Source organism: Streptomyces sp. NPDC055815 (genome assembly GCF_053616475.1).
In genome coordinates, this window is sequence record NZ_JBSHDU010000054.1 from 33648 (window position 1) to 56837 (window position 23190).

Annotated in this window: 21 protein-coding genes; 7 read left to right on the forward strand and 14 right to left on the reverse strand. The window is 72.1% G+C overall.

Features of this window, described 5'->3' with window-relative positions; all coding sequences use genetic code 11:
• Window positions 1-13: 13 nt before the first annotated feature.
• On the reverse strand, window positions 14-1168 hold the full coding sequence (locus ACWGN5_RS28955; protein WP_453520481.1) for a flavin-containing monooxygenase: 1155 nt from the start codon (window positions 1166-1168) through the stop codon (window positions 14-16).
• A 182-nt stretch (window positions 1169-1350) separates the two neighbouring features.
• Here ACWGN5_RS28955 and ACWGN5_RS28960 point away from each other — a divergent pair, with 182 nt between their 5' ends.
• Together ACWGN5_RS28960 and ACWGN5_RS28965 are read left to right on the forward strand one after the other, a co-directional pair.
• The gene (locus ACWGN5_RS28960) at window positions 1351-1800 is read left to right on the forward strand and encodes a DoxX family membrane protein (RefSeq protein WP_453520483.1); all 450 of its coding nucleotides are present in this window, start codon (window positions 1351-1353) and stop codon (window positions 1798-1800) included.
• The gene (locus ACWGN5_RS28965; RefSeq protein WP_453520485.1) at window positions 1800-2201 is read left to right on the forward strand and encodes a Zn-ribbon domain-containing OB-fold protein; all 402 of its coding nucleotides are present in this window, start codon (window positions 1800-1802) and stop codon (window positions 2199-2201) included. Before ACWGN5_RS28960 ends, ACWGN5_RS28965 begins: the two co-directional genes overlap by 1 nt.
• Here the strand turns inward: ACWGN5_RS28965 and ACWGN5_RS28970 are convergent.
• The 4 genes from ACWGN5_RS28970 to ACWGN5_RS28985 all read right to left on the reverse strand — a co-directional run bounded on the left by ACWGN5_RS28970 (window position 2198) and on the right by ACWGN5_RS28985 (window position 9522).
• Window positions 2198-4186: a protein kinase domain-containing protein gene (locus tag ACWGN5_RS28970; RefSeq protein WP_453520488.1), complete on the reverse strand. Its 1989-nt coding sequence runs from the start codon at window positions 4184-4186 to the stop codon at window positions 2198-2200. The genes ACWGN5_RS28965 and ACWGN5_RS28970 overlap by 4 nt on opposite strands.
• A gap of 138 nt (window positions 4187-4324) precedes the next feature.
• The gene (locus ACWGN5_RS28975; RefSeq protein ID WP_453520490.1) at window positions 4325-6613 is read right to left on the reverse strand and encodes an FG-GAP repeat domain-containing protein; all 2289 of its coding nucleotides are present in this window, start codon (window positions 6611-6613) and stop codon (window positions 4325-4327) included.
• 70 nt (window positions 6614-6683) lie between these two features.
• On the reverse strand, window positions 6684-8837 hold the full coding sequence (locus ACWGN5_RS28980; RefSeq protein WP_453520493.1) for an FG-GAP repeat domain-containing protein: 2154 nt from the start codon (window positions 8835-8837) through the stop codon (window positions 6684-6686).
• A 121-nt stretch (window positions 8838-8958) separates the two neighbouring features.
• Window positions 8959-9522, reverse strand: a complete 564-nt coding sequence (locus tag ACWGN5_RS28985; RefSeq protein ID WP_453520496.1) for a nitroreductase family protein — start codon at window positions 9520-9522, stop codon at window positions 8959-8961.
• A gap of 225 nt (window positions 9523-9747) precedes the next feature.
• Between ACWGN5_RS28985 and ACWGN5_RS28990 the strand changes: the two genes are divergently transcribed.
• Window positions 9748-10698, forward strand: coding sequence for an SDR family NAD(P)-dependent oxidoreductase (locus tag ACWGN5_RS28990; RefSeq protein WP_453520498.1), 951 nt, complete (start codon window positions 9748-9750; stop codon window positions 10696-10698).
• A gap of 66 nt (window positions 10699-10764) precedes the next feature.
• Here the strand turns inward: ACWGN5_RS28990 and ACWGN5_RS28995 are convergent, their stop codons facing one another.
• On the reverse strand, window positions 10765-11829 hold the full coding sequence (locus tag ACWGN5_RS28995) for an LUD domain-containing protein (RefSeq protein ID WP_453520501.1): 1065 nt from the start codon (window positions 11827-11829) through the stop codon (window positions 10765-10767).
• Window positions 11830-11979: 150 nt separating this feature from the next.
• Between ACWGN5_RS28995 and sigJ the strand changes: the two genes are divergently transcribed.
• Entirely contained in the window at window positions 11980-12864 is an 885-nt protein-coding gene (sigJ, locus tag ACWGN5_RS29000; protein WP_453520503.1) for an RNA polymerase sigma factor SigJ, read from the forward strand.
• On the opposite strand, the gene ACWGN5_RS29005 is transcribed toward sigJ, so the two are convergent.
• The 3 genes from ACWGN5_RS29005 to ACWGN5_RS29015 are packed head-to-tail and all read right to left on the reverse strand — an operon-like array spanning window position 12857 to window position 14582.
• Window positions 12857-13480 (reverse strand): HAD family hydrolase, encoded by a 624-nt coding sequence (locus tag ACWGN5_RS29005; protein WP_453520505.1) that lies wholly within the window; start codon window positions 13478-13480, stop codon window positions 12857-12859. The genes sigJ and ACWGN5_RS29005 overlap by 8 nt on opposite strands.
• Complete coding sequence (locus ACWGN5_RS29010) at window positions 13477-13722, reverse strand: DUF397 domain-containing protein (protein WP_453520507.1); 246 nt, start codon at window positions 13720-13722, stop codon at window positions 13477-13479. Before ACWGN5_RS29010 ends, ACWGN5_RS29005 begins: the two co-directional genes overlap by 4 nt.
• Window positions 13719-14582: a helix-turn-helix domain-containing protein gene (locus ACWGN5_RS29015; RefSeq protein ID WP_453520510.1), complete on the reverse strand. Its 864-nt coding sequence runs from the start codon at window positions 14580-14582 to the stop codon at window positions 13719-13721. Before ACWGN5_RS29015 ends, ACWGN5_RS29010 begins: the two co-directional genes overlap by 4 nt.
• A gap of 91 nt (window positions 14583-14673) precedes the next feature.
• Here ACWGN5_RS29015 and ACWGN5_RS29020 point away from each other — a divergent pair, with 91 nt between their 5' ends.
• Window positions 14674-15084, forward strand: a complete 411-nt coding sequence (locus tag ACWGN5_RS29020; RefSeq protein WP_453520512.1) for an ATP-binding protein — start codon at window positions 14674-14676, stop codon at window positions 15082-15084.
• Window positions 15085-15091: 7 nt separating this feature from the next.
• On the opposite strand, the gene ACWGN5_RS29025 is transcribed toward ACWGN5_RS29020, so the two are convergent.
• The 4 genes from ACWGN5_RS29025 to ACWGN5_RS29040 all read right to left on the reverse strand — a co-directional run bounded on the left by ACWGN5_RS29025 (window position 15092) and on the right by ACWGN5_RS29040 (window position 20761).
• On the reverse strand, window positions 15092-17365 hold the full coding sequence (locus ACWGN5_RS29025) for an FG-GAP repeat domain-containing protein (RefSeq protein ID WP_453520515.1): 2274 nt from the start codon (window positions 17363-17365) through the stop codon (window positions 15092-15094).
• Window positions 17366-17457: 92 nt separating this feature from the next.
• Window positions 17458-19695 (reverse strand): FG-GAP repeat domain-containing protein, encoded by a 2238-nt coding sequence (locus tag ACWGN5_RS29030; protein WP_453520518.1) that lies wholly within the window; start codon window positions 19693-19695, stop codon window positions 17458-17460.
• A gap of 121 nt (window positions 19696-19816) precedes the next feature.
• Entirely contained in the window at window positions 19817-20326 is a 510-nt protein-coding gene (locus tag ACWGN5_RS29035) for a mycothiol transferase (protein ID WP_453520519.1), read from the reverse strand.
• Window positions 20327-20362: 36 nt separating this feature from the next.
• Window positions 20363-20761, reverse strand: a complete 399-nt coding sequence (locus ACWGN5_RS29040; RefSeq protein ID WP_453520521.1) for a DnaJ family domain-containing protein — start codon at window positions 20759-20761, stop codon at window positions 20363-20365.
• A 131-nt stretch (window positions 20762-20892) separates the two neighbouring features.
• Between ACWGN5_RS29040 and ACWGN5_RS29045 the strand changes: the two genes are divergently transcribed.
• The gene (locus ACWGN5_RS29045; protein ID WP_453520524.1) at window positions 20893-21729 is read left to right on the forward strand and encodes a M23 family metallopeptidase; all 837 of its coding nucleotides are present in this window, start codon (window positions 20893-20895) and stop codon (window positions 21727-21729) included.
• 88 nt (window positions 21730-21817) lie between these two features.
• Here the strand turns inward: ACWGN5_RS29045 and ACWGN5_RS29050 are convergent, their stop codons facing one another.
• Window positions 21818-22021 (reverse strand): cold-shock protein, encoded by a 204-nt coding sequence (locus ACWGN5_RS29050; RefSeq protein WP_030208785.1) that lies wholly within the window; start codon window positions 22019-22021, stop codon window positions 21818-21820.
• A gap of 261 nt (window positions 22022-22282) precedes the next feature.
• On the opposite strand from ACWGN5_RS29050, the gene ACWGN5_RS29055 reads away from it, so the two are divergent.
• Window positions 22283-23146, forward strand: a complete 864-nt coding sequence (locus tag ACWGN5_RS29055; RefSeq protein WP_453520526.1) for a menaquinone biosynthetic enzyme MqnA/MqnD family protein — start codon at window positions 22283-22285, stop codon at window positions 23144-23146.
• Window positions 23147-23190 lie beyond the last annotated feature (44 nt).

A 23190-nucleotide genomic window follows, 5' to 3' on the forward strand; every position in this document is an offset into this window, starting at 1 on the left:
CGGTCGCTCACCGTCAGCCGGTGCTGGTCCGCGCGATCCGTCGTGCGATCCGCTCCGCATCCCGCGCCATCTCCCGGAACATCCCGCTGATCGGGTTCGTGAAGCCCGTGAAGTACAGGCCGGGGGTCTCGCGCGGGCTCCGGGCCCCGTGCGTCACCGGCAGCCCCCGCCCGTCGAGGACGTCCAGGTGCCCGAGGAGCGGTTCCAGGGCGCGCCGGTAGCCGGTCGCCGCGATCACCGCGTCCGGGGTGATCCGGCTGCCGTCCGCCAGGACCACCTCGCCGTCCTCGAAGGCCTCCACCGCGGCGACGATCTCGACCTTCCCCGCCCGCACGGCGTCGATCAGGCCGACGTCCTGCACCGGGATCGCGCCCTCCCGCTGCCGGGTGGCGAGCCCCTTGTCGGGCCGGGGCAGCCCGTACGCCGTGAGGTCCGGCACGGCGAACCGGGCGGACAGCGCGCCCAGCCGGTCGACCAGCGCCACCGGCAGCCGCCGCACCAGGATCCCGGAGCGCTGGGCCGGCCAGCCGAGGGTGGTGCGGCGCACGATGTGCGGGACCGTCCGCACGGCGAGCCGCACCCGGGCCGCGCCGCCCCCGGCGAGGTCGGCGGCGATCTCGGCGCCGGTGTTGCCGATGCCCACGACGAGGACGTCCTTCCCGGCGTACGGCTCCGGGTTGCGGTAGGTCCGGGCGTGGCTCAGCTCGCCGGCGTACGCGTCGCGGCCGGGCCAGTCGGGGAGCCGCGGGGTGTGGTTGTACCCGGTGGCCACCACGACCGCGCGCCCGGTGAGCCGGCGCCCGCCGGTGGCGTGCAGGGTCCAGTCCTCGCCGGTGCGCTCGATCCGGTGGACCTCGACGCCGGTCACGACCTCCAGTTCGTGCTTCTCCGTGTACGTCTCCAGGTACCGCACGACGTCGGCGCGGGCGACCCAGCGGCCGAAGGAGCGGGGCATCTTCAGGCCGGGGAGGGCGGAGAGCCGCCGGGTGGTGTGCAGCCGCAGCCGGTCGTAGTGCGCGCGCCAGGAGGCGCCGACGGCGTCGGACTTCTCCAGGACGACGGCCCGCACGCCCCGCGCGCCCAGGGCGGCGGCGACGGCGAGGCCGCCGGGTCCGCCGCCGATGACGTACACGGGATGGACGGGAGGTGCGGGGGGTGTGAGGGACATGAATGCTGAGCGTAATGACGTGTACACGCAATGGGTCTCGGTCAAGAGGGGATTTCGGTTGCGAATCGGTCACGCGGAGGGGGCGCCGCCGACCGCCCGTGCGCCCGCCCCTTGCGCTCGCCCGCCCCCTGCGCTGAACTGACGTACCGTCAGATACGCCTCGACGAGATCGCGAGGGCCCCATGCAGACCGTCTGGCTCACCGGCGCCGAATGGCTCGCCGTCCTCCGCATCGGCCTCGGCCTGTGGTGGCTGGAGAGCTGGCGCCACAAGGACAAGAAGGGCTGGTTCGAACGCGGCACCGGCATCGCCTGGGCCGCGGACGTGGCCGGCAAGCACAGGTGGCCGGCCGTGAAGAACGGCTTCGACACCGTCGTCGCCCCGCGCCCCAAGCTCATGGCGTACGTCGTCGTTTACGCCGAACTCGCCCTCGGCCTCGGCCTGATCACCGGCTTCCTCACCCCGGTCGCCCTCGTCGGCGGCCTCCTCCTCAACCTCCTCTACCTCGTCCTGATGATCCACGACTGGGCCGAGCAGGGGCAGAACGCGATGATGGCGCTCATCTCCCTCGTCGCCCTCCTCGCCATGTCCTGGCAGACCTGGTCCCTCGACTCCGCGATCGGACTCTTCTGATGACCGCAGCCGACCCCGACATCGACGCCTTCACCCGCCCCTACTGGGACGCCGCCGCCGAGGGCCGGCTGCTGCTGCGCCACTGCGCCGCCTGCGACCGCGCCCACCACTACCCGCGCGAGTTCTGCCCGTACTGCTGGAGCGAGGACGTCCGCTGGGAGCCGGCGAGCGGCCGCGCGACCCTCTACACCTGGTCCGTCGTCCACCGGAACGACCTCCCGCCCTTCGGCGAGCGCGTCCCGTACGTCGCGGCCGTCGTCGACCTCGCCGAGGGGCCGCGGATGATGACGGAGGTCGTGGGGGTGGCGGAGGGCGACCTGCGGATCGGGATGGAGCTGACGGTCACCTTCCGCGCGGAAGGTGACGCGACAGTTCCCGTCTTCGGGGCCTCCGGGGTCTAGAGCGGGGAGATGTTCTTCCAGAGCTGACGGAGGTCGCCCGGGTTGCAGTCGGCCGACATCGTGAACGGGGGCCCGGCCACCAGGCACTGGCCGTTGCCCACGTTCTTGAGCGTCCGACCGTTGGCAGTCGTGGCCTGGATGCGCCACGACTGCCCGCTGGAGCCGTCGCAGGGGGCAGTGGTGGCGCCGGGGTTCCCGTTCGGCTGGAGGCAGCGGCCGCTCTGCCGGTTGACCAGCCGGAAGGTGCCGTTCGCGCCGGGCGAGTACGTCCAGCTGTACCAGATGGGCCGGCCGGAGTTGTCCTTGGAGCCGCAGTCGTAGGCGTTGGCGAAGATGCCGAAGCCCGCGTTGTACTCGCCCAGACATTTTCCCTCGGACGCGTTCTTCAGGGAGTACGTCCCCGAGGGCGTCGAGCTCGACGGCGGGGGCGGGGCGGGCGCGTTCGTCGTCGGCTTCGGGGCCGGCCGGGTCGTGGTGCCGCCGGAGGAACCGGAGCCGGAGCCGGAGCCGCCCGAGGACGTGGAGGAACCCGATCCGCCACCCGTCACGGAGCCGCCACCCGTCGAGGACCCGCCCCCACCGGTGACGGACCCGCCCGCGACGGACCCACCGCCGGTGACGGAACCGCCGCCGCCCGTGGTCGCCGGGGGCGGGGCGCCCGGGGACGGCTTCCCCGACGGCTTGGCGGACGGCTTCGCCGAGGGGTGCGCCGACGGCGTCCCCGTCCCCGTCGACGGCGGTACGGAAGCGGGCTGCGAGGCCACCGTGGACGGCGACGCCTCCGGGGTCGCGCCGAGACGGCCGACGTACGGGCTGAGGGCGACGGTCAGCGTGGTGCCGGTCGCCACGACGACGGGCACGGCGAACACGACGAACTTGTTGCGCCGCCACCGGGGCGTGCTCCCGGCCGCCTGACCGGTGACGGCCAGCGGGTCGGGAGAGCCCGTCGCGGGCTCCTTGGAGTGCGGGGCCTGCGGGGTCAGCGAGGCCGTCGCCACGTCCTGGGTCGGGTCGGTCCGCTCCAGCTCCGCCAGCTGCTCGGCGGTGGGCGCCCCCGCGGCGAAGACGGCCCGCTCGGCGATCCGCTCGGCGACGGCCGCCGGCCAGACGGCGCCCGCCGCCTGCTCCTCGGCGAGCGTCACGAGCTCGTCGGCCGTCGGCCGCTCCGCCGGATCCTTGGCGAGACACTTCCGTACGAGCTCCGCGAGCTCGGGGTCGCCCTCGGTGAGGCGCCCGAAGTCGGGCTCGCCGTGGACGACCCGGTAGAGCAGGTCGGGACCGGAACCGTCGCCGAAGGGAGGCCGCCCGTTCGCCGCGTACAGCAGGAGGCTGCCGAGGCCGAACACATCGGCGGCGCCGGTCAGATCGCGGTCGGCGACGGCCTGCTCGGGCGCCATGTAGGCGGGGGTGCCGATGACCATGCCGGTCTTCGTCAGCCGGCTCTGGTCGGCCGCGCGGGCCACGCCGAAGTCGATGAGGGAGAGACCGCCGCCGGTCAGCATCACGTTCGACGGCTTGAGGTCGCGGTGCACCATGTCGGCGCCGTGCACCACCCGCAGCCCGGCGGCCGCCTCCCGGAGGAGCCGCCACAGGGCGCCGCCGGAGAGCGGACCGCCGTTGAGGCGGATGGCCTCGTTGAGGGTGATCCCGGGGATGAACTCGGTCGCGAACCACGGCGGCTTCGCCGTGCGGTCGCTCGCGAGGAGCTTGGTGTTGGCGCCGGCGGGCAGCCGGGCCAGGTTGTCGAGCTCGTGCCCGAAGTGGTTCAGGAAGTCGGCGTCCTCGGCGAGCACGGGCAGGACCCGCTTGACCGCCGCGAACTTCCCGGGCACGGCGCCGAGATAGACCCGGCCCATGCCGCCGGACCCGAGCACGCCGAGGAGCCTGAACGCCCCGATCTGCCGTGGGTCGCCCGTTTCGAGCGGCATCGCCCCGCTGCCGCTCAAACTGTCCGAAGTGGAGTGGTCCTCCGGTTCCCCCTGCATGGGCCACACAGTAGCCGAGCCCCCTGCATATCTGAACGTTGCTCAGGTTGCGGGGGCCCGGCGGTAACTCGACTGTGACGTTGCCCTGTTGGGGCGTGGCCGCAAGCGCCGACCGGGCGTCTCCGGAAGTGCCGGCCGTCAGAAGACGGCGATGTCCGTGGTGGTTTCGAAGGAGTACATCGCCTTGCGGGGCCGGAAGGGGGCGCTTGCGTCACCGGTGCCCTCGTACAGATAAGCCCCCATGCCCTGGTACTGGTTCGCGTCGGGGTAGGAGACCAGCAGGTCGGGGCGGCCGTCGCGGGTGATGTCGCCGAAGCTCACCAGCCGGGTGTAGCCGTTCCAGCCGCCGCCGATGCGCACGCGCGGGCCGTAGGTGCCGTTGCCCTTGCCGGGGTACATCCACAGGACACCGGCGGCGTCACGGGCGACGAGGTCTGCCGCCGAGCCGCCGCCGAGGTCGCCCGGCGCGACGATCTGGTTGTAGATGCCCCAGCCGGCGCCGATCTGCTTGCGGGCGCCGAGCGGGGCGTTGAGGTTGCCCGTGCCGGGGTACAGCCAGAAGCCGCCGGACTTGTCGACGGCCAGGACGTCGGGCCTGCCGTCGCCGGTCACGTCGGCGGTGCCGTTGATCTTGTTGTAGATCTGCCAGCCGCTGCCGATCTTGATCCGGGGGCCGAGGCCGCGCTCGGCGCCGGGGTAGAGCCACAGGCCGCCGCTCTTGTCCCGCGCGACGACCTCGGGCTTGACGGTGCCGCCGAGATCGCCGGGGACCGTGAACCTGTCGTAGACGTTCCAGTTGGTCCCCGAGACCCCGGCGACCGAGTCCGTCCAGCCGATGCTTCCGCGGGAGGGGGAGTAGTCGCTGTCCCACGACTCCAGTCGGCCCGTGGCGCTCACGCGGAGCATGTCCGGGGAGCCGTTGTCGCTGAAGTCGTGCGGCTGGGGCTTGCGGGTGATGGTGAACGTGCCGCGCTGCGACCACCCGGGCCCGACGTGGTCCTGCGGGCTGGCGGTGGCACACCACGTCCAGACGCCGTTCGCCGCCGGGCCGTACGAGTAGGGCTCCCCGTAGCCGTCGTTGCGGCTGCCCTCCCAGGTGAGGGTGACGCTTCCGGGTCCGGACGGGGCGTTCTCCGTGGACGTGTGGCCCCACCAGTCGTAGTACCCCGCGATCGAGTCGCAGTCCCGGTCACCGCGTGCGAGCCGGATGTCGACCCACACCGGGTTCCGGCTCACGTCGAACGTGAAGGGGACCACGCCCCGGTTCTTGTCGAGGTCGAGCACCTCCGGTATGTGCGGCGTCACCACGAGCTGCGTCGGCTCGCCGGTCGCGGCGACGAGCTGCCGGGTGAGGGCGCCCTCGACGCCGGGGGCGACCCGGTACAGCCCCTCCTCGCCCACGCCCTCCGTCAGGGAGCCGCCGCGCACCAGGAGGGCGCCGTCGGGGGCGGTGGCCAGACTGGTCGCGTGGGCGAGGAGCTGCTTCGCGGGCTCATCGTGCAGGGACTTGGCGTCGAAGGCCGTCTCGCCGTTCCGGATGGTCTCGTGGACCAGCCACGAGCCCGTCAGGCCGAGCTCGACGTCCTTGTAGGAGCCGACGGGGAACTTGTGGGTCGCACCGGTCTTCCGGTCGGTGACGACCGCCACCCCGACGTCCTGGTTCCAGGCGTCCTTCGTGTACTCGGTCCACGCGACGTGCGTGGCGGAGAGGGCGGCGAAGGGCGAGTCGGCGGCCGGATTCTTGTTCTCGTACGTCTTGGCGACCACCTCCGAGCCGGCCATGTCGACCACGGCGAAGAGGGTCTTGCCGGCGGCCTGGAAGCCCACCAGGGCGGTGCCGGAGATGGCCGACCTGACCGTGAACGAACCGGCCCCGGCGGGCAGTCCACCGACGGTGCGGTTGGTGATCGCGCCGCTGACCGAGGCGCTGACCAGGTGGAGTTCGGTGACGCCGGCGGGGGTCTGCACGCTGGTGAGGACGGTGGATCCGACCGCGCCGAAGGCGGTGTGGGTGCCGTCGGTCAGGGTCTTGAGGTCGATGTCGACCGGGGCCGCGCTTCCGGTCATGTCCTGGACGCGCAGGACGCGGTCGCCGACGGTGCTGACGAGGACGTCGGAGGCCGCGCCGAGGACGGGGGCCCGGGAGGCGATGACCGTCGAGGCGCCGCCTTCGTTCCGGGTCCAGCGGTACTCGCCGGAGGTGTTCCTGCTGAGGAAGCCCGTGGTGCCCGCGCTGACGATCTCGGAGGCGAGCGGGAACGGGGTCACCTCCCCGGCGGTGGCAGGCGCGGCGGGCGCGGAGACGGCGGCGGTGGCGGCGAGCGCGGTGGGCGCCGCGGCCAGGGTGCCGGCGGTGACGGCGAGGGCGGCGGTGATCGCCGCGGTCAGGCGCCGGGACCGGGACGTCACGCGAGAGGCGTGGGACAAGGTCGGTTCCTTCCGAGGAGCCCGGCGGTGCGAGGCCGCCGGGCCGGTCTGCTGCGAATGAACAGGAGGGTCAGGAGTAGTCGTTGAACGCGGCGGTCTCCCCCGCGTACAGCGTGGAGCGCAGCGGCGGCGTGAACGGCAGCTGCCAGTCGCCTCGGGAGCTGTAGAGGTACGAGCCGGTCGGGCCGATCGCGAGGAGGTCGGGACGGCCGTCGCGGTCCGCGCTCCCGAGGGGGACGAGGCGCTGGTAGGCGTTCCAGCCGCCGCCGACCCGGATGCGCGGCGCGAAGGTGCCGTCGCCCTTGCCGAGGTACAGCCACAGCACCCCGGCCCTGTCCCGGGCGAAGAGGTCCCCGGCCGGACCGCCTGCGGTGTTCCCCGTGGCGACGACCAGGTTGTAGACGCCCCAGCCGGTGCCGATCCTCTTGCGGGCGCCGAGCGGGGCGTTGACGTTCCCGGTGGCGGGGTAGAGCCAGAGGCCGCCGGACGTGTCGGTGGCGAGCACGTCGGCCCTGCCGTCGCCGGTCAGGTCACTGCCGGCGGCGATCTTGTCGTAGATCTGCCAGTTGGTTCCGATCTTCACGCGGGGCGTGAACCCGCCGTCGCCCTTGCCCTGGTAGAGCCAGAGGCCGCCGGTCCGGTCCCGGGCGAGGAGGTCGTCCGTGGCGGAGCCGCCGAGGTTCCCGGCCGCCTCGATCCGGTCGTACGCCTGCCAGCCGCCGCCCAGCGAGGTGCGTCCGGTCGAACGGAGCACGTAGTCGGGGTAGCTGGTGTCGTCGCGCCACAGGCGGCCGGCCGCGTCACGGGCGAGGACGTCGGGCGTGCCGTTGTCCGTGTAGTCGTGCGCCGCGGCCGTGCGGGTCACCGTGAGCGCCCCCGTGGAGTGGACGGTCTCACCGATGCCGTTGACCGGAGTGGCCGTGAACTCCCACGTGTAGGCGCCCGCGGGGATGGCCCTGTCGTCGTACAGGCCGTTCATGTCGTGGTAGACGATCAGGCTGTTCGAGCCGCCGTCGAACGTGTCGGTCAGGGTCTTTCCGGTGGCGGTGTGGCGCAGGCTGATCCGGCACCGCACATTGGTCCGGGAGAGGCCCCAGACGAAGTAGATGTCCTTGACCTGCGCGCTGAGGGTGACGGCCTCCGGCACCCTCGGCACCGGCACCCCGAGCTCGGCGGACTCGCCGCTGCCCGCCAGGAACTCGGCGGTCGGGGTGCCGTCGGCGGCCAGGGAGATCCGGTAGAGGCCCTCGCCGTGCTCCTTCGTACCGCCGCGTGCGAGGAGGGTGCCGTCGGGGGCGACGGCCGAGGACGAGCGGTGGTCGAGCAGCCGCACGGTCCGGCCGTCCACGTGGTGCGCGGTCAGCGGGACCAGGTCCGGGTACATCGCCTTCTGCAGTCCCTGCGGGTCGGCGGTGAGGAACCAGTCCCCGAGCGCCTCCACCGTCGCCTGCCGGCCCGTGCCCAGGGGCGTGACCGTGGTCTTGCCGGTGGCGCGGTCGAGCACGGTCAGGCGAGGGGTGTAGGCGGGGTAGTCGCCCCATTCGAAGTCGACCGAGGCGAGGTGGGACTTCGTGGCGGCGAAGTGGGGTGTCGGCATGGCGTAGGAGCTACCGGTGACGGTGCCCGTGGCGATGTCCACGAAGGCCAGGGTCGAGTTCCCGTCCTTCGCGTACTGCACCGCGAACTCGCCGGAGAGCGTGGGCACGACCTTGTGCCACGGCGAGCGCCCGACCACGCCGGGGACCGGACGGTCGCTGATCCGGTCGCCCGTCCTGCTCACCAGGTGCAGCTCGCCCTCGACCCACACGGCGAGCGTCGTGCCGCTGACCGCGGCGGGCTCGAACGTGAAGCCCCGGCCGCTCAGGTCGATCGTCACGGGCTCGGCGCCGGTGGCCATGTCGTAGAGCCGGAAGACGTTCGGCGCGGTCGTCACGCCGACGACGTCCGACCGGATCTCGCCGATCGGGGTCCCCGGAAGCTCGGTCGTCGAGCCGTCGGAGAAGCGGGTCCAGAGGAGCTTCTCGCCCTTGCTGAGGAAGCCGGTCGCTCCGGCGCCGACGACCTCGCTCTTGGCGGGGAAGGACAGCGCGGCCTGCTGCCCGGTGGCCGCGGCCGCGGCGCCGGCCGTGGCGGCGGCGGTCGCCGGGACGGCGGCGAGCGCACCGCCGGTCAGCGCGAGCACGGTGGCCACGCCGACGGCCCATGTGCGGGATGCGCGAATCATGGTGATATCCCCCCGGACAAAGCATTGAGGACGCTTCGTGCGCCCTCACCTCATGAGACCCACGAGTCGCCGGAGGGGTTGTACGGCAATCAACTTGAGTTCGAAGAAGGGGTGAACAGGCCTACGCCGACGGCGCCCAGGGGTCCGACAGCAGCTCCTCGACACTGCGCCGGCCGCGCCCCTCCGGCGGCTCCTCGGCCGCCCTCCCCAGGGCGACCATCGAGACGATCGCCCACCCCGGGTTCGGGTCCAGCTCCTTGGTGAGGCCCTCCATGTCGAAGGCCCGGAACTGGTGCGACGCCAGACCCAGCGCCTCCGCCTGGAGGGTCATGTGGGCGATGGCCTGCCCCAGGTCGTAGTCCGCGAACTCCGAGTAGAGCACCTCCGAGTCCTCCACGTGACGGCGCGTCAGCGTGACGACCAGCAGCCCCGCGTCCACCGCCCACCGCGCCGAGCTGGGCGCCAGGTACCGGACCACCCGCTCGTGGTCCGGCTCGCCCGGCCGGCTCACGAAGAAGCCCCAGGGCTGGGAGTTCCCGGCGGACGGCGCCCACCGCGCCGCTTCGAGCAGCAGCCGCAGGGACGCGTCGTCGACGACCGCCGACGGGTCGAACCGGTACGGGCTGAACCGCCCGGCCAGCAGGGGATGTATGCCGCCGCCGGACGGTTCCCGATCACGTCGCATGCTCCGCTGCAACCGGCGCCCGCACAGGGCTATTCCGGTCGCTCTCGGTTCCGCGCCGGTCGTGGGCGTAGCGGCCCTTTTGCTCTCTGCGGTCGTCCGGAGGGGTGTCGGAAATCTGTCGGCGGTGAGCGTGATCTGTCGGCGGTGTGTCGGTGGCGGTTGCGACCTTGGGCGGTCGGCGCTCTCCATGAGCACGCTGCCCCGGAGCGCAAGGAGCCTGTCATCGTGTCACCCGCATCCCAGAGCCAACCGTGGGACGTTCACCGGCTGCCGTCCGCCGAGGGCAGGACCTTCCTGGTCACCGGGGGTAACGCCGGGATCGGCTACTTTGCCGCAGAGCAGCTCGCCGCCACCGGCGCCGTCGTCATACTCGGCAGCCGGGACCGCGCGAAGGCCGACTCCGCCATGGCCTCGATCCGCTCGCGTGTCCCCGGCGCGCACGTGCGCCACCTTCGACTGGACCTCGCCGACCTGTCGTCCCTGAAGACAGCCGTGGACAGGCTGGACGTCGATCGTCTCGACGCGGTGGTCCACAACGCAGGGGTCGCGCTCGACGACCCGCCGCGTCGAGAGACCAAGGACGGCCACGAGCTGATGTTCGGCACCAACCACCTCGGCCACTTCGCGCTGACCCGGTGGCTGGCCCCCCTGCTGTCCGCGGCGCCGGCGGGCCGCATCGTGACGGTGGGAAGCTTCGCGGCGCGGTCCGAGCGCCTGGACCTCGACGATCTGCAGTCGACCCAGGACTACCGGCCCAAGCGCGCCTACGGCCGATCGAAGCTGGCGCAGATGTGCTTCGGCTTCGAACTCGATCGCCGCCTGCGTGCCGTCGGCAGCACGGTGCTCAGTGTGGTGGCCCACCCCGGCGGCGCACTGGACTCCCTCACCCCGTCCCGCCCGCCGGTCAGCGTGACAACCCTCGGCGAGCGGCTGCGCGCCTTGCCCTCCGCGCTCCTGGTGCAGGGCAAGGACGCCGGAGCATGGCCCGTCGTCCGTGCCGTCCTCGACACGGAGGTGCGGGGAGGGCAGCTGTGGGGGCCGAGGGCCTTCGGCCTGCGTGGCCTACCGAGGCGTGAGCCCGTCCCCTCTCATATGGCCGCCCCGGCCGTCGCCGCTCGTCTGTGGGCCGTCAGCGGCGAGCTGGTCGGCACCGATGCGCACCTCGGCTTTCGGTAGGCGCGGAGCCGCGCCCAGGGCGGTCGTCCGGTGGCCGACTGCCATGTTCGGCCCGGCCAACCGGGCTCAGTACCCGACGGCCTCCCGGAGCAGCAGCACCGTGCCGCGCCCCGGGTACGGGTCCGCGTGGAGGACGAGGAGACGGTTGACCGCGCTGTCCTGCCCGTACACCGCCCGGCAGCGGGAGTTCTCCAGCGGCAGGACGTGCTCCTCGATGCGCCGCAGCGCCGCGCCCAGGTCCGGCACCACCTTCTGCGCGCCCACGATCCACACCGCCCGCGCGGCGCCGCCCGCGTTGGCGGGGAGCTGGCTGCCGCTGCCCGAGGCGAGGACGAGCGAGCCGGTCTCGGTGACGGCGGCGACGCTGTTCACGACGAAGTCGGGGCAGGCGGCCAGCCTCCGGATCTCGTCGGCGCCGGTCGCCCGGTCGATCGACGCGATCCGCGGCCTGACGGCGTCGTACGCGCCGCCGGCGTTGAGGTCCTCGTCGATGCCGGAGAGCCGGAGGGTCTCGCTGGCCCCGGTGAGCACGCTGGAGCCCGCGGGGATCAGCTCCTTGACGCGGGTACGCGCCTCGGCGACGTCGTCGAGGATCTCGACGGCGAAGTTGTGGGCCCGCAGCGCGGCCGCCACCCGTTCGAGACGCTCGTCCGTCGCGGGGTGGACGAAGGACGCGGCCGGGGCGGAACGGGCCGAGGCGGGTGCCGTGCCGGTCAGCGGGGAGGTGTCGAGATACCGCACCTCGTACACCCGCTCGGCGAACCGCCAGCCTTCCTCCGTCCGCCGGTAACGGTCGTGGTAGACCGCGTAGTTCTGGCCCTGGCGCCCGTCGAGGGTCTGCGCGAGCTCCTGGATGTACGCGCGGCCGGTCGCCGTGTCGCCGTCGAGCTCGATCGTGCCGGGGTGGGTGTTCTGCACGAAGAAGTCCCACTGGGCCTGCAGCCGCTCGCCCCCGGCGAGGATCTCCTCGGGGCCGATCTGCTCGACGGGGATGTTCGGCATGCGCAGGGCGCCGTCCGGGGTGAACAGCGCCGCGAGCCGGGGCCGGTCGCGCATCATGACCGCGTCGGTGAACTCGCCGCGCAGCGCCTCGATCTCGACGCGGTCCGCGATGGCCTGGAAGTCGTTCATCGGGGTGTCCTCTCGCTCCTGTTGCCGCCTTCACGGAGACGACAAGACAGCCCGCCGGAATGTGAGGTGACGCGGCGACCTCACATTCCGGGGCGCTGCGCTGTCATAACGGGGAGAGGCACACACACGAGCGAGGGAGACGGCCGGACCATGACCACGGGAGCCGAGATCATGAGCGAGCGGCGTCGGCTGACCAACCTCTGCTACCGGCTCCTCGGCTCCCTCGCGGACGCCGAGGACGTCGTGCAGGAGACGTACGCCCGCTGGTACGCCCTCTCCGCCCGCGAGCAGCAGGCCATCGAGCAGCCCGGCGCCTGGCTGATGACCGTCGCCGGCCGCGTCTGCCTCAACCTGCTCGGCTCGGCGCGGGCCCGGCGCGAGACGTACGTCGGCGACTGGATCCCGGAACCGCTGCCCGAACCCACGGAGGGCGACGGCGGGAACGACCCCGCCGACCGGATCACCCTCGACGAATCGGTGACGATGGCCTTCCTCGTCATCCTGGACGCGATGACCCCGGCGGAGCGCGTCGCGTTCGTCCTGCACGACGTCTTCCGCTACCCCTTCGGCGAGGTCGCCGAGATCGTCGGCCGCACCCCGGCGGCCTGCCGCCAGCTGGCCTCCTCGGCCCGCCGCCGCGTCCGCACGGCACAGAGCCCCGCGGGCCCGAGCGCGGGCCAGGCGGGCGTCGTGAGGCGGTTCAGGACCGCATGGGAGGCCAAGGACATCGAGGCCCTCGTCGGCCTGCTCGACCCCGCCGCCGTCGCCACCGCCGACGGCGGGGGACTCGCCGTCACCCATCTGCGCCCGCTCGTCGGCGCCGAGCGGATCGCGGAGGGCTATGCCGAGATCGCCCGCCTGTGGGACGGCCGGACGACGTTCCAGGAGCGCACGGTCAACGGCGTGCCCGGCCTGGTGGCCTGGCAGGACGGCGAGCTCGTCACCGTCTTCGCGTTCGAGATCGCGGACGACCGGATCCGGCACATCTGGGCGGTGCGGAACCCGGAGAAGCTCCGCCCCTGGAAGCTCAGCTGAGAGCGCCCAGAATGTGCGGCGCCGCCTCCGCGAGGGTCGGGAAGTGGCGGTGGGCGTCCGGGTGCGGGGCCGGGGTGTTGACCGTCCAGACCGTCATCCCGGCGTCGAGCCCGGAGCGGACCCCGGACGGTGCGTCCTCGATGACGAGACACTCCGCCGGGTCCGCGCCCAGCTTCTCGGCGGCGGTCAGGTACGGGACGGGCGACGGCTTCCCCTCGGCCACGGAGGCCGCGTCGACGATGAGCCCGGGGAAGCGGAGGCCGGTCCGCTCGAACCGCCCCCGCACCCGGTGCTCGTAGTTCGACGTGACGAGCGCCCACCGGTCGGCGGGCAGCGCGCCGAGCAGCTCGACGGCCCCGTCGAAGGCCGCGTAGTCGCCCGTACGGACGTCCTCGTCCTCCAGCGCGTGCAGAAGGGCGAGGCACTCGTCCGGGTCGGCGCCCGGCACGACGGCGGCGAAGGTCTCCACGGGCCGCGTCCGCAGGGCCGTTGCGTACACCTCGCCCCCGTCGAGCCCGTACCGCGCGGCCCACTCGTGCCAGACGCGCCGCTGGTTCTCGACGGCGTCCATGAGGGTGCCGTCGACGTCGAAGAGAACGAACTTTATGGAGGTCACGCCCGGGATGCTACGTCCAGGAACGCAGCCCAGGAGGCGGGGGAGACGGCGAGCTGGGGGCCGTGGGGGTTCTTGGAGTCGCGGATGTGGATGAGGGCGGGGTGGGTGGCGACCTCGACGCACTCGCCGCCTTCGCCGCTGCTGTAGCTGGACTTCTGCCAGTTGTAGGCGACTTCGATGCACTCGCCGCCCTCGGAGCTGCTGTAGCTGCTCTTGAACCAGGCCAGTTCCGTGGTGTTCATCGTTCTCCCAGCAGTTTTTCGATCCAGGCCAGGGACTCCTGAGGCGAGAGTGCCCGCGCCCGGATGATCCCATAGCGCTCGGCGTAGGTGCGTGCCTGTTCTGGCGCGGTGATGAGCCGGGCGTGCCCGTAGATCTCGGTGTACGCCACCTCTCGCCGCCCCGGAGGGGTCAGCAGCGTGAATGCGCCGTCCAGGTAAGGGTGTTCAGGATGGTCCTGCGGCATGATCTGGAGGTCGACGGTTCGTCGACGGGCTACGCCGAGGATGCGGCGGAGCTGTTCACGATGGACTTCCGGCCCGCCGAACGGGCGGAGCAGAACGGCTGCCTCCAGGACGAAACTGATGGTCGGCGCGGGCCACTTGTCCAGGATCACCTGGCGGGAGATACGGTCCGCGACTCGCTTGTCGACCGTCGCCTCGTCCAGCATGGGGCGGCGGTTCTCGAAGAGGTACCGCGCATACGCCTCGGTCTGCAGAATGCCCGGCACTGCCTGCACTGCGTAATAGTGCAGCGCCACCGCCTTCGCCTCAGCCTCCGCGAAGTCCTGGAACCAGTCCGGATGTCGGGTGCGCGCCCTGGCCAACGCGTCCCGCACGTCATCCACGGCCGCCGCCAGCACACCCCCCGCCTTCACCGCAGGGTCCGCCCGCAACAGGAAGTCCGGCTGTGGGGTCCGTACACCCCGCTCGATCGCGGAGACCAGGTCCTCGCTGCAATGTGTGATGTCCGCCAGGTCCGCCTGGCTGAGGCCCGCGTTCTTGCGCAGGACCTTGATGATCTTCCCGAGTGCACGGAACAGGTGCGCCGTGCCGTCCACCTCGGAGGGCCGTTCCGGCCGCTCCTCCTCGTTCCCCGACATCCGTACCGCCCTCTTGGCGTACCCGTACAGTTACCCAGCGTCGTCGATTCGCTGCTGGTCAGCGTACGGCCGGAGGGCCAGGCTCGGGGACATGAAATCCGAAACAGCCACCCCAACCGGTGAGTTCACGCTCCGGCTCTCGGCAACGCGCCGGGGCGCACGCCTGGCGCGGTTACTCGCTGTGCAGCAGCTCCGGGACTGGGGTCTGAGGGGCTCCGCCGCGGACACGGTGGAGCTGGTCGTCGCCGAGCTCGCGAACAACGCGGTCCAGCACGGCTGGGTGCCGGGGCGGGACTTCGAGGTGCGGATGGAGCGCGGCGGGGACCACGTACGGGTCGAGCTGTCCGACGCGCGCGGCGAGCGGCGGCCGGTGCCGGCCCGGGAGCCGGACGAGGGCGGCTACGGGCTGCTGCTCGTCGCCGCCCTCGCCACGGCGTGGGGGGTGAAGGACCGGTCCGTCGGCAAGACGGTCTGGGCGACCGTCCCGCTGACGTCTCGGTGAGGGGGCGTCAGGAGAAGAGGTTGTAACTGACGTCCGGGGAGGCGCTGTACCAGGAGATCTGGCTGCGCGTGCGGAACGGCGGCTGCCAGGAGCCGGTGCCCTCGTACAGGTAGGCCCGGCCGCCGCTGCCGCGGACGCCGGCGTACAGGTCGGGACGGCCGTCGCGGTTCGCGTCGCCGATGCCGAGCAGGTCGCCGTATCCGCCCCAGCCGGCGCCGACCTTCACGCGGGACGCGAAGGTGCCGTCGCCCTTGCCGAGGTAGAGCCAGAGGACGCCGGCGGTGTCGCGGGCGACGAGGTCACCGGCCGCGGCTCCGGCGAGGTTGCCGGTGGCGGTGAGGTCGTTGTAGACGCCCCAGCCGCTGCCGATCTTCTTCCGGGCGCCGTACGGGGCGGTGACGGAGCCGGTGCCCTTGTAGAGCCACAGGTCGCCGGCCTTGTCGGTGGCGACCAGGTCCGCCCGGCCGTCGCCGGTGAGGTCGCTGCCGCCGGTGATCTGCTGGTAGGCGTTCCAGCCGGAGCCGATCCGGACGCGGGTGGCCAGCGGGGCCTTGGCGACGCCGGTGCCCTGGTAGAGCCAGAGGACGCCGGACTTGTCACGGGCCAGCACGTCGCTCACGGCGGAGCCGGCGACGTTGCCGGCCGCCTCGATCCGGTCGTAGGCCTGCCAGCCCGAGCCGACGAGCAGCCCCGGGTTCTGCTCGGGGTAGCGGAACGTGGGGTTGAAGAACATGTCGTCGATCCACAGGCGGCCCGAGGTGTCCCGGACGAGCACGTCGGGCGAGCCGTCGGCGTCGTAGTCGTGGGCGCCGGGCTTCCGGGTGACGGTGAACGACCCGGAGGTCTTCAGCTCCGGGCCGATGCCGTTCAGCGGCTTGGCCGAGATCTCCCAGGTGTACGGCCCGGCCTGCGCCCCGGTCGACATGTCGGGGGTGTTGTTCCAGGCGAGCTGGCCGTTCCAGGTGTACGAGGCCTTGTGGGGGTCGTAGGGGCCGCTGAGCGGATAGACCCCGTCGGTCAGGGTCTCGCCCGTCCGCGTGTTGCGGATCTTGACGGTCATCTCCACCTCGTTCCGGCTGAGCTGCCAGACCAAGGTGAACTTGCCGCCGTTCTTGTCGAGGTCGACGACCGGCGGGATGGTGTGCGAGAGCAGCGTGACCTTGGTCGAGAGGCCGGAGGAGGCGATCTGGGTGACGGCCGGGACGCCGTCCGCGCCCGGGGCGATCCGGTAGAGGCCCTCGCCGTTCGCGACGGTGCCGCCCTGGACGTACAGGGCGCCGTCGGGTGCCACGGCCGCGGAGTCCATGTCGTCCATGAGCTTGCGGGTCGTGGTGCTCGTGAGGGACCGCGCGGTCAGGGCGTACGCCGGGGACGGGTTCCGCTCGTCGTACCCGTCGCTCTGCGCGTACGTCACCCAACCGCCGACCAGGCCGAGCGCGTCGGTCGAGCCCGCGACGGGGATCCGCTGGGTGCCGGTGGCCGGGCCGCGCTCGGTGACGACCAGGGTCGCCTTGTCGGCGGCGCTGCCGGGCTCCAGCCAGGCGACGTGCGTGCCCGAGAGGGCGACCGGCAGGTTCTCCCGGAACGGGTCGCCCGCGATGGGCGCGGTCTCGGTGACGGCGGCGGTGGCGAGGTCCACGGTGGCCCAGTGCCGCCGCACGGCGGCCGTCTCCCCGCCGGTGACGTAGGTCAGCAGGGCGGTGTCGGGGGTGGCGGCCAGGAGCTTCAAGACCTGCGCGTCGGCGGCCATGCCGGTCACGGGCCTGTCACCGATCTTGCCGTCGGCGTCCTTGGCGTGCAGGTGCACGGCCTGCCCGCCCGTGGCGTTGGCCTCCGTGGTGAGGAGGGTGCGGCCGACGGCGCCGAGGAAGGACGAGCCCGCGTGGACGGACAGGACGTCCTGGTCCGTCGCCATGTCCCGGAGGGTGACGTAGCCGGAGGACTGGACGCGTACGAGCACGTCGGACGCGAAGGACCGGGTGATCCAGTCCTGGTTCAGCGACCACGGCTCGACCGTCGTGCCGTCCAGGCGGGTCCAGACGGCGTGCGGGGCGTTGTCGCGCCAGGTCCAGGTGAAGAACCCGGTCGCGCCGGCCGAGACGAGCCGGGGCCGGTCGGTCCGGTCCGGGTAGGGCAGGACCGCCGAGGTGCCGGCCTCGGCCGCGACGGCGGACGGGGCGGCGGCCGCGGCGGGCACGGCGGCCGTCAGACCGCCTGCCGTGACGGCGAGAACGGCCGCGACGGCGGCGCCCAGCCGCACACGGGTGGTGCGTATGTGCATCAAGGTGCTTTTCTCCCCCAGGGATGCGGGTGTGGCGACCACTCGCCACACCCGCATGACTCCCCCGGAGACCGAATGGTTGTACGGGCAGGTCAGGCGACCGAGTTGAACTTGCTGCCCTCGCCCGCGTACAGCGACGTCGCCATCCGGGTGAACGGTGCCGTCGCCGAGCCCGTCGAGCGGTAGACGTACGTGCCGCCCGCTCCGTACGCGATCAGGTCCGGGCGGCCGTCGGTGTCGATGTCGCCCGCGCCGACCAGCTGGGAGAAGGCGCCCCAGCCGGAGCCGACCTTCACGCGGGTGCCGAAGCCGCCGGTGCCGTTGCCCTGGTAGAGCCAGAGGACGCCCGAGGTGTCGCGGGCGACGAGGTCGCCGGCGGACGAGCCCGCGATGTTGCCGACGGCCGTGATCTGGTTGTAGATCCCCCAGCCGCCGCCGACCTTCACGCGGGTCGCGTAGGGGGCGGTGGCGGAACCGGTGCCCTTGTAGAACCACAGCCCGCCCGCGGCGTCCGTGGCGAGGAGGTCGGAGCGGCCGTCCCCGTTCAGGTCCGAGCCTCCGGCGAGCTTGGTGTAACCGCCCCAGCCGGAGCCGACCTTCACGCGGGTCGCGAAGGTGCCGTCGCCCTTGCCCTGGTACTGCCACAGCACGCCCGTGCCGTCGAGGGCTATCAGGTCGCCGACGGGCGAGCCCGCGATGGTGCCGACGGCCTCGATCTGCCGGTAGATCCCCCAGCCGGTGCCGACCTTCGTCCGCTTCGCGGTGTCGGCCCGGCCGCCCGTCGGCCAGTCGAACAGGTCGTCCCGCCACAGCACGCCGGAGGCGTCCCGGGCGAGGACGTCGGTCGAGCCGTTGTCGTTGACGTCGTGCGGGTTGGCCTTACGGGTGACCGTGAAGCCGCCGGAGACGGTCGCCGGGGCGGTGCCGTCGCTCGGGGTCGCCTTCATGGACCAGGTGTAGGCGCCGTTCGGGGCGCTGATGCCCTCGAGGACGCCGTCCCAGGTCAGCCGGAAGGTGTTCCCGCTCACCGGGTTCACCAGGTGCGCGACGAACTTCCTGCCGGTCGCGGCGTGCCGGAGCGTGACCTCCACGTCGGCGTCACCGCGGGACAGGGACCACTCCATCGGGACCGCGGTCGCCTTCTCCAGGTTCACCGAGGCGGGGACCGACGAGCCGGTCACCTTGACGCCCAGTTGCCGGCCGGTCTCGACGACGGTCGCCACGGCCGGCCTCCCGGTCCCGTCCGCGCCGATCCGGAACAGCCCGTCCGCCGTGCTGCTCGTGCCGCGCACGAGCAGGCCGCCGTCGGGCGCGTGCGCGACCGAGGAGACGTTCTCCAGCACCTTGGACCCGACTCCACCCGTGGTCACGTTCACCGCGTACAGCGGCGTCAGCACCTCGGGACCGGCGTGCGGGTCGCGCCGGGCCGCGTACAGGACGGTGTCGCCGATGATCCCGGCGACGACCGGCTGCCCCGCGACGTCGCTGAGCACGAGGTCCTTGGAGAAGCCGCCGGAGCCGCGCACCCGGAGCTGCGGGGCGCCCGCCACGTTCGTGACCCACGCCCGGTACTTCTCGGTGAGCGCGCCCGTCGCCCCGGCGTCCCAGTCCCCGGCGCCGTGGGTCCACTCCTGCTGGATGGGGGTGCCGGTGCTCACCGGGACCAGGGCCTCCAGGGCGTACGGGGTCGGCTCCCCGACGCCGATGTCGCGCGTCCCCTTGATGAGGACGAGCACGGCCGGCCGGCCGTTCGGGTCCTTGCCCACGCCGACGACCTTGTGGGCGAGCTCGGTGTAGTCGAAGACGTCGTTGCTGACGGTGTTGGTGATCTTCGTCTTGCGGACGAAGCCGTTCACGCTCTCCAGCTGCCACAGCTCGCGGCCCGCCGCGCCGGCCGGGGCGGGCGCGCTGACGTACAGGACGGGTCCGGCCGCGCCGACCAGCTGGGCGTCATAGCCGAACACGCCCATGTTGAGGCCGGCGTAGTCCGAGGTCGTCGGGTTGTACGCGGTGAACATGCTGCCGTCGCCCGTCAGCATGTAGTCGGAGCTGGAGTCGTAGCCGTTCGGCCCGGACAGCGTCGACACCGTGCCATCGGTGTGGTGCCACTCAAGCGCGGTGGCGCCGTTCTCGTCCGTGCAGGTCGTGACGTAGCCGTACGCGCCGGTGGAGACGATCTCGGCGCCGACGGGCAGCAGCCCGGCGGCGGTCGGCGCGCACCGGCCCTCGGCGGTGGTGGCCGCGAAGGCCGGCGCGGAGACGAGGGTCCCGGTCACGGCCGTGACCGTGGACAGGGTGAGCAGAGCGGCGGCGAGCCGGCGCCCGGACATGCGGTGCTGCAACGAAACCCCCAGTGAAAGCGGGCACTTGGCATGCCCGTACCTGATTCAGACTCTTGATCGAATCAGGGGGTTGTGCCGTCCCGCAGGGGTTTTTCGCGAGGCGCGCGGCTCAGCCCCGCCGCTCCACCACGCCCCGTACGTACGCCGCCTGCCCCGCGTGCTGGAGGTCGTCCGCGATCACCGACACCAGGCGGACGCCGAGGGTGACCGGCGGGTCCCAGGAGGTGTCGACGACCCGGTCCAGATCGGCGTTGGTGACCGGGCGGATCAGCTCCTCCGTGCGGGCGTGCACGGCGTCGTGGTAGCCGAGCAGCAGCTCCGCGGGGGCGCGGACCGCATCGACCTGCGCCCTCGTCTGCCCGTAACCGGTGGCGCGCTTGGAGAACGGCAGGCCGAAGCGGTCGGCCCAGCCGTCCGAGGTCCACAGCTGGTCCGTGTCGAAGGCACCCGCGAGGTGGTCGTCCTGGATGCGGGTGAGGTGCCAGACGAGCCAGGCGACCGAGTTGGCGTCGGGATCGATCCGTACGGTGAGCTCCTCGTCCGTCAGACCCTCCACGGCTTCGTGGACGGCCTCACGGATCCGGCCGAACGAGTCGAGCAGCAGACCGGCGCTGTTCATGGGGGCTCCTCGGGGTCGGGGGACCTGCGCATCGGGCTACGGACGCTCCGCCCTCCACCGCTCCACGACGGCCTCCACGTCGAAGGGCTTCAGGTGCAGCGGGGGACCGGCCGGGGGCCGGGCGAGGGCTTCCGCGATCCGGGTGTTGATCTCGCCGAGGATGCGGCGGACCTGGTGCTCCGAGACGGCCGCGGCGACCGCCGCCTCCGCGTCCTCGGCCGCCTTGCGCAGCGCGAGGGAGGGCGGCAGGACGGGCGCGCCCTCGCGGTGCATCTTCCCCTTGATCCACCACAACTCGTCGTACGGGGCCGAGTCGTCGGGGAGGGGCTTTCCGAAGCCGGACAGGCCCCGGAACTCGCCGCGCTCCGCGGCCTCGCGGATCTGCTTGTCGACGAACGACTCGAAGCTGACTCCGGGCGGCTTGCGTTCGGTCATGTGTCCAGACTACGTAACCACCGCCGTACGGGTGTGGTTCTCGCGGGCTACTGCGACCCGCGATCTTCGGGCACTCTGTGGTCCGTTCAACGCGCGTCGACCCTTGTCCCCTCGCCCTCACCGGAGGACGTATGCGTGCACGGATCACCCCCCTCGGCACCCTCCTCGCGCTCGTCGCGGGCCTGCTCACCGCGCTCGTCACCGCCGGCCCCGCCCAGGCCGCGCCGCTCTTCAAGGCGCCGTTCCCCTGCGGGCAGACCTGGACCTACAGCCACCACTCGGCCGAGGTCCGCCAGGCGCTCGACTTCGTCCGCGCCGACGGCGGCACCACCGCCGGCACCCCGGTCCTCGCCTCGGCGTCCGGCACCGCCCACCGCTACTCCCAGCCGACCGGCGCCGGGAACTACATCGTGATCGACCACGGCGGCGGCTGGAAGACGTACTACTTCCACCTCAGCGCCTACTCCGTCGCCGACGGCGCCCAGGTCTCCCAGGGGCAGCAGATCGGCACCACCGGCTCGACCGGCAACAGCTCCGGCGCCCACATCCACTACGAACAGCTCTACAACGGCGTCGGCCAGACCATCGTGATCAACGGCGTCTCCCTCGCCCCCTACCCCTCCTCATACGGCTCCAAGTCCCTGACCAGCGACAACGGCTGCTCGGGCGGGGGAGGCGGAGAGTACTGGGTCGACACCTTCGCCAACGCCACCGGCTACGCCCAGGCGAACACGAACGACCCGCAGGGCGTCCTGAACGCGGGCACGAACTACGTGTACTGCAAGGTCTGGGGCGCGGAGGTCCGCGACGGCTCGGGGAACTACAACCACTGGTGGCTGCGGACCGACCTCGACACCGTCTACGCCGGCAAGAACGGCTACGGGGCGTACGTCTCCGCGTACTACCTGTCCCGCTGGGGCAACGACGAGGCCCGGGACAACAACGGGACCGTGATCCCCACCTGCTGAAAAGGGCAGGAGCCCCGCTCGTGCCGCGAGGCACGGAGCGGGGCTCCTTGGGTACTGCTCTAGTCGTGCGTTCGCCGACCCGGGCAACTTAGGCCGGGGTGACGTTCTCCGCCTGCGGGCCCTTCGGGCCCTGCGTGACGTCGAAGGTCACGAGCTGGTTCTCCTCGAGCGAGCGGAAGCCGTTCGCGTTGATCGCGGAGTAGTGGACGAAGACATCCGGGCCGCCGCCGTCCTGGGCGATGAAGCCGAAGCCCTTTTCAGCGTTGAACCACTTCACGGTTCCGGTAGCCATGAGCCCTCCTATGGGCCAAAGGGTCGCCCTGCTCCAGAACCTGCAAACAAGTCTGAAAACTACAAAAGCCTGCGGGTCACATGCTCCGCAGGCTCTGTACTGCAAGGGAAACCAAACTGCAACTTGCGTTGAGCGTAGCACGCAGGACGCTCCGCGCGGTAGAGGGAAAGATCACGTCACCCGCATGTTTGATTCCGCTCCGTGTGCTGACGCGCGTGCCCCGCCGATGCCCGCACTGCGAGACGGGTCTAGCCTCGCGATGTGGACAAAGCAACCGACGACCACCAGCGCAGCCGGCCCCGCGTCGGGCACATCCAGTTCCTGAACTGCCTTCCCCTCTACTGGGGCCTGGCCAGGACCGGGACGCTCCTCGATCTCGAGCTCACCAAGGACACCCCGGAGAAGCTCTCCGAGCGCCTCGTCCGCGGCGATCTCGACATCGGGCCCATCACCCTCGTCGAATACCTCCGCAACGCCGACCGGCTGGTCGCGCTCCCCGACATCGCCGTCGGCTGCGACGGGCCCGTCATGTCCTGCGTGATCGTCTCCCAGCGGCCCCTGGGGGAGCTCGACCGCGCGCGCGTGGCCCTCGGCTCCACCTCCCGCACCTCGGTACGCCTCGCCCAGCTGCTCCTCTCCGAGCAGTACGGGGTCGAGCCCGACTACTACACCTGCCCGCCGGACCTGGGCCTGATGATGCAGGAGGCGGAGGCCGCCGTCCTGATCGGCGACGCCGCGCTCCGGGCCTCCCTGCACGACGCGCCCCGGCTCGGCCTCCAGGTCCACGACCTGGGGCTGATGTGGAAGGACTGGACGGGCCTGCCGTTCGTCTTCGCCGTGTGGGCGGCCCGCAAGGACTTCCTGGCGCGCGAGCCGGAGACCGTCCACGAGGTCCACCAGGCCTTCCTCGCCTCGCGCGACCTCTCCCTCGAAGAGGTCGCCAAGGTCGCCGAACAGGCCGCCCGCTGGGAGACCTTCGACGCCGAACTCCTGGAGCGGTACTTCCGCACGCTCGACTTCCGATTCGGCCCCGAGCAGCTCGCCGGCGTACGGGAGTTCGCGCGCCGCACCGGCCCCACGACCGGCTTCCCGGCGGACGTCGCGGTGGAACTCCTGCCGCGATAAGCGGCGGAGCCGCCCGGATAAGACGCGGGAAAGAAATACCGGTG